Here is a 981-nt window from a genome sequence, read left to right on the forward strand (position 1 = left end):
CTGAGGCGTCATCAGAACTCTTCGAGTTCTGATTGGCAAACGAGACGCAAAGCGTCTCGTCAACGGCACGAAACAGACGTAGCACGGCCGATGGCACGGCCTGTGTGCCTCAAGTGGGACAGTCACGAATGGCTGGAGTCACCACGCTCTCCCCGTCCCAACGAGGAGCACACGAACCCGCAAGTTGCCTCCGTGGTCGTTCGAGACGACGAAGTCGTCTCGTGATGACGAGAGAGCTTGCTCTCTCGAAGCAACTCGGCATAGCCGAGACTCCCAGCGCGAGGAAACCCCGGCGTTCACGCCGGGGAGGATGTCATGGTTCAGCGCGGTCGGGCAGGTTCAGGTGGTTGTTCTCCTCGATGGCGCTGGTGAGGAGCTTCGACTGCGCCTTGCGGAGGTGTTCGAGCGCCGTCGTCCGGCTGATGTCCAGTTCGTCGGCGAGCTCCTCGCTGCTGATCCGCCGCGGCCACTCGAAGTATCCCTCCTCGAGAGCGCACGTGACGACCTCGAGTTGCCGGTCGGTGAGCATCGATTTCGACTTGTTGAACTCCGTAAGCTTGCCCAGCGTGACGGTGCCGATCCGGCTGAAATCGTCAATCATGGCCCGCAGGTCCTCCCGGCGGAAGAACAGGACCGTGTAGACGCGGCGGTTCGCGAGAACGCGACTCTGTCGTCGGAGGACGCCGTGGTTACGGTCGATGGCGGAGTACGCACCGCACGACGTCTTCGTGATCAGGTAGTTCGCTTCGTCGAGTTGCTCGACGTGCTCGACCTGCTCGGAGTCCGTGAAGAACTCGACGTACTCGTCGCGGGGCTCTTCCATCCGAATCGTAAACGTCACGAGATGGTCGTGGAGCTCCTCGATGTCGACGTCGAACGACGTGTCGAAGTACTCCGCGAAGTCGTTGAGCACGCACGCTTTCTCCTGTTGGAGGTGTATTTCGGCTTGAAACATCGGTACCGGTCGGTATCTGTATGGTA

1 protein-coding gene and 1 pseudogene are annotated in these 981 nt (G+C 60.6%); one reads left to right on the forward strand and one right to left on the reverse strand.

The features are described 5' to 3' along the window. A pseudogene (locus ACEWFR_RS23735) lies at nucleotides 1-225 on the forward strand (IS200/IS605 family transposon protein TnpB); the annotation flags it as partial. A gap of 88 nt (nucleotides 226-313) precedes the next feature. On the opposite strand, the gene ACEWFR_RS23740 reads toward ACEWFR_RS23735, so the two are convergent. Continuing rightward, a partial coding sequence (locus ACEWFR_RS23740; protein ID WP_374063343.1) for a helix-turn-helix domain-containing protein occupies nucleotides 314-981 on the reverse strand: 668 nt, incomplete at its 5' end.

Origin of the sequence: Natrinema sp. H-ect4 (genome assembly GCF_041894845.1) — an archaeon.
Taxonomy (GTDB): domain Archaea; phylum Halobacteriota; class Halobacteria; order Halobacteriales; family Natrialbaceae; genus Natrinema.